The 4,795-nt window shown below is 68.6% G+C and carries 5 protein-coding genes; all 5 read right to left on the reverse strand.

All coding sequences use genetic code 11. The annotated features are described in order from the left end of the window. Positions 1-299: 299 nt before the first annotated feature. Positions 300-965 (reverse strand): HAD hydrolase-like protein, encoded by a 666-nt coding sequence (locus tag VIB55_RS01375; RefSeq protein ID WP_331874867.1) that lies wholly within the window; start codon positions 963-965, stop codon positions 300-302. Positions 966-1,094: 129 nt separating this feature from the next. Further along, positions 1,095-2,876, reverse strand: a complete 1,782-nt coding sequence (locus VIB55_RS01380) for a sensor histidine kinase (protein ID WP_331874868.1) — start codon at positions 2,874-2,876, stop codon at positions 1,095-1,097. Positions 2,877-2,884: 8 nt separating this feature from the next. Then, complete coding sequence (locus tag VIB55_RS01385) at positions 2,885-3,391, reverse strand: DUF456 domain-containing protein (protein ID WP_331874869.1); 507 nt, start codon at positions 3,389-3,391, stop codon at positions 2,885-2,887. 4 nt (positions 3,392-3,395) lie between these two features. After that, positions 3,396-4,532: a PilT/PilU family type 4a pilus ATPase gene (locus VIB55_RS01390; protein ID WP_331874870.1), complete on the reverse strand. Its 1,137-nt coding sequence runs from the start codon at positions 4,530-4,532 to the stop codon at positions 3,396-3,398. A gap of 1 nt (position 4,533) precedes the next feature. Further along, on the reverse strand, positions 4,534-4,795 hold a 262-nt coding region (locus VIB55_RS01395; RefSeq protein WP_331874871.1), incomplete at its 5' end, for an NAD(P)-dependent oxidoreductase.

Raw genomic sequence — 4,795 nt, forward strand, 5'->3', positions numbered from 1 at the left:
TTCAGCGTGAGCTTGTGCTGCTTCATGACAAATTGCTCCTTTCATTCAGGTCTTGTCAGGCTATGTGGAGGGCGCCCCAGAGTCTATTCTGAAGCACGCTACACTCCACGAATAGCAAAATTGTAAGAACGATCGCTTCAAACAAGAACATCAATGTTCGTGGCGGCCTGCGGCTCAACGCCGCCGATGCCTTGTTTGATGTACATCTCTCCCGATTCGCCGCTGGAACAAACACCAGACGTCAGCCTGCTCCCGCAGACGACGCGGCCGCGAACCTGTGCTGCACATCCAGAATTCGCTCAGCGCCGTCCCCGTTCAGAGGGTCGTAAGACAGGACCCACCAGCGCTTGGACGATGTCCTCCACGGTGTCGAAGAACAGGGCCGGTGATTGGGCGCGCAGGCTCGGCGGGCTGGTGTATCCCCACGCTACCGCGCCGAAGTCGATGCCTGCCGCCCGCGCCGCCTCCGCGTCCCGGATCTCGTCGCCGATGCTGATGGCCAGCGCCGCGGGGATGCCGCTGCGCCGGAGCACCCGCCGGAATCGCGCCCGCTTGCCGAACATCGACGCGCCGCACTCCACGTGCGCCATCAGCCCGGCAGTTTCGGGACCCAGCACGCGCCGCACATTCTCGTATGAGTTGGAGGTGACCACGGCCAGTTCCACGCCCGCATCCGCCAGCGCGTGGAGCATCTCCGCAACTCCTGGGAACAGACGCAGGGTGTGGATGTCCTTCGCCATCCACGCACGCATGTCGCGCGCGACCAGCGGCAGCCGCCAGGCGGGAAGCCGCAGGTGAGCCATCATCTGCCGCGCGCTGTTTCCGCGCAACGCCTCCACCTCGTGCGCCTCGATGCGCTTGAACCGGTGCCGGTCCGCGAGGTCGTTGAAGCGCTGGAGGAACCAGGGAAACGAATCGGCCAGCGTGCCGTCGAAGTCGAAGATGGCGAGCCTGTAAGCCGTCACGCGTCGAAATTTCTTCGGGAGAACCGCATAGAGATGCGGCGGACACGAAGCAGCGGGGCGGTGCAGTTGAACGACAAAGGTAAGAACGTTTTACGATTATCGTAAATGCGCAGATCGCCGGTCTCGCCGCTAGCCGCGGGCCGAGTCGGGCGGGGGGAGCGGGCGGGCGACGCCGTCGTGAACGATGACGGCCTCGCCCTGCATGGCACGCCGGATGGCCTCTTCGCCCTCGCGCGCCTCGACGCTGCGCAACGGCAGCGTGACGGTGAAGACGGACCCCTGGCCGGGCTCGGACTCCACCCGGATGGCGCCGCCCAGCAGCCCCAGCAGCTTGCGCACGATGGAAAGCCCCAGTCCCGTGCCGCCGTACTCGCGCGTGGACGACTGGTCCACCTGCCGGAAGTCGTCGAAGATGCTGGCCAGCTCGTCCGGCGGAATTCCGATCCCCGTGTCTGCCACCTGCACCTCTACCCCGCCCTCCAGCTGGCGGGTGCGCACCGACACCGTTCCCTCGTGGGTGAACTTGATGGCGTTGGAGAGCAGGTTCAGCACCACCTGCTTCACGCGGAACCGGTCGGTGACCAGCACGGGGAGCGCTTCGGGAACGTCCACGCGCAGCTGCAGCCCCTTCCGGCGAGCGAGCGGCTCCACGCCGTCGGTCAGCTCGCCGATCAGTGAGGCGATGTCCAGCGGCTCCAGGTGCAGCGGCATGCGCCCGGCCTCGATCTTGGCCAGGTCCAAAATGTCGTCCACAAGCTCCAGCAGGTGCTCGCTGGACGAGTGGATGCGCACCAGTGCCTGGTCCTGGCGCGGCGTGAGGTCGCCGTAGATGCGCTCGCGCAGAAGCGAGGTGTAGCCCAGCAGCGCGTTGATGGGGGTGCGCAGCTCGTGGCTCATGCTCGCCAGGAACTCGCTCTTGTGGCGGTATGCGCGCTCCAGCTCCTGGCGCTGCCACGCGAGCTCCCGGTTCTGGTCCTTGAGCTCGGCGGTGGCTTCGCGAATGGAGTGCTCCAGCCCCGCGTTCACCCGCGCCAGCTCCGCCGCCAAGCGCGCGTTCTCCACCTCGTGCGTCAGGTCGTGAAGGATGGACACCACCGCCGCCGTAGCCCCGTCGCCGTCGCGGATGCGCCCGGAGATCAGCTCGGCGGGCAGATCCTGCCGCGACGAGGGCTCGCGCAGGTCCACCCGCGTGACCGCCGCTGCCTCTTCGCCCAGCGCGAACTCCTCGACCGCGGCGAAGAAACGGTCCGCGTTGGCGGCGGCCGCGGCGTCGGGCGCGCCGCCCGGGATGGCGTCGGGGCGAAAGATCCGCTGCGCCTCGCGGTTCATCATCACCACGGCCCCGCGGTGGTCGGTGACCACGACGGGCGCGCCCACGTGCGCCAGGATCAGGTTCAGCTGGTCGCGCTCGCCGCGGGCGCGCACCTCGGCCTGCTGCGCGCGGCGCACCTGGTGGCCGAGCTGGTTGGAAGTCTTTCGCAGCTCGGTGACGTCGCGCAGCAGCGAGACGGTAGCGTCGCGGGGCACGGCGGCGCCGGCCGGCAGCGGCGCCGGGACGGCCTCGAACAGCAGCTCGTTGCCCGTGTCGGGGTCCACCAGCGTCAGCTCGCGCGCCTCCACCATCGGCGGGCGGGGGCGCGCCAGGAACGAGGTGAACAGGAAGTTGTTCACCTCCACCATCCGCCGCCGCTCGTCGGGATCGCCTGGCGAGGCGTGAAAGAGAGAGCGGGCGCGCCGGTTCTCCAGCAGGATGCGGTAGCCGCCGTCGGTCACCAGCACGGGATCGGCCAGGGCGTCGCAGATGGCGGAGAACAGGCCGCTGCGGCGCTCGGCCTCGTCGGCGCGGGCGCGAAGCTCCTCGTTCTCGCGGCGCAGGCGCGCCAGGTCGTCGGACAGGGGCTGCCTGGGCAAGGGAAAGGTCAGCGGAGCGCGGAGACCAGCGCCAGCGCGGCGATGGCGACGGCCACGGCCGACTTCGCGGCGACGGCCACCAGGCGGCCCAGGAACGCGCCCCAGCCCACGCGCACCGCGGAGCCCAGCTCGGGATTGCGCCAGTCCTTGGTCAGCGTCAGCTCGAAGATGGCCGCGCCCGCGAAGGCGCCGACGAACGCGCCGATCACGCTGCCGATGACGGGAACGGGAACGCCCGCGATGGCCCCCACGACGCCGCCGATGATGGCGCCCCACCCGGCGCGCCGGCTGCCGCCGTACTTGCGCGCGTAGCGGCCGCCCAGCGAAAACTCCACCATCTCGCCGATGGCCGCGAGCACGGCGGCGAAGAGGATCGTGGGCCAGCCGATGGTAGCGAAGCCGGTGGTCCAGCCGTACACGCCCAGCGCGGCCACCTGCAGCCAGGTGCCGGGAAGCCCGAAGGGAACCAGGACGAGGCCGGCGAGCTGCGCGGCCGCGAGAAGGGCGTACGGCATGGGATCAGAAGTAGGATTGTGACACGCCCGCGGGCGGTGCCGAACCAGCCGCCGCGGCGCTGGTGGCCGGCCGTCCGCCGGAGAGCATGTTCAGCTTCAGCTCGAAGTCGCTCGGGTTGGTGGCCGCCGCCTTGGCGACCGCGTAATCCACCTGGTCGCTGGCCACCAGGTCCATCAGGCACTGGTCGAAGGTCTGCATTCCGTACGTCGCCCGCCCCTCGGCGATGTGGTCGGGAATCTCGGCCGTGCGCTCCGGGTCTACGATGCAGTCACGGATCGTGCCGGTGACCACCATCACCTCCGACGCCAGCACCCGGCCCTTGCCGTCCTTCTTGGGAAGAAGCCGCTGCGAGATCACCGCCTGAAGCTGCTCGGCCAGGCGCAGCCTCACCATCTTCTGCTCCTCGGGCGGGAACGTCGCCATCAGCCGGCTGATGGTGGACGCCGCGTCGCGCGTGTGCACCGTGCTGATCACCAAGTGCCCCGTCTCCGCCGACTTCAGCGCGATGTCGATGGATTCCGTATCGCGCATCTCGCCGATCAGGATCACGTCCGGGTCCTGCCGCAGCGCCGCGCGAAGGCCCACGCGAAAGCTGTCGGTGTCGATGCCCACCTCGCGCTGCGTGATGGAGCAGTTCACGTCACGGTGAAGGAACTCGATGGGGTTCTCGAGCGTGACGATGTGGCGGCGCATGTTCTGGTTCATGAACCCCAGCATGGCCGCCTGCGTGCTGCTCTTTCCCGATCCCGTCACGCCCGTCACCAGCACCATCCCCCGCTCCAGCGCCGAGATGTCCTGCACGACGGAGGGCAGGCCCAATTGCTCGATGGTGGGGATCTCGAACGGGATCACCCGCATGACGATCATGAAGCTGCCGCGCTGACGCAGGATGTTCACGCGGAAGCGTCCCACCCCCGGCAGTCCCCACGAACAGTCGTAGTCCTGCAGTTCGTCCAGCTGCTCGCGGTCGCGCTCGTGGGGGATGAGCTTCACCGCGATGGCGCGCGTCTGCTCCGGTGTCAGCCGCTGCTTGGTCAACGGGATGAGCTGCCCGTTGATGCGGGCACGGAACACGTCTCCCGCCTTGATGTGAAGATCGCTCGCCCCGCGCTGCACGGCGGCGCTGATGATGTTTTCCACGCTAATATCCCGCCCGCTTGTCGACGGTGTTGCGAAGCGTCTCGCCCCGCTGGTACCGCCGCAGGTTTTCGACGATGAGGTCCATCTGCCGCCGCCAGAACCGGGGCGACGCACCCGAAACATGGGGTGTTACCAGCACGTTGGGAAGGTGCCACAGCGGCGACGATTCGGGCAGCGGCTCGCGGGCGAACACGTCCAGCCCGGCCCCTCGCAACCATCCGCCGCGCAGCGCATCCACCAGCGCCTCTTCGTCCAGCACCCCG

Origin of the sequence: Longimicrobium sp. (assembly GCF_036554565.1) — a bacterium.
In the GTDB taxonomy this organism is placed as follows: domain Bacteria; phylum Gemmatimonadota; class Gemmatimonadetes; order Longimicrobiales; family Longimicrobiaceae; genus Longimicrobium.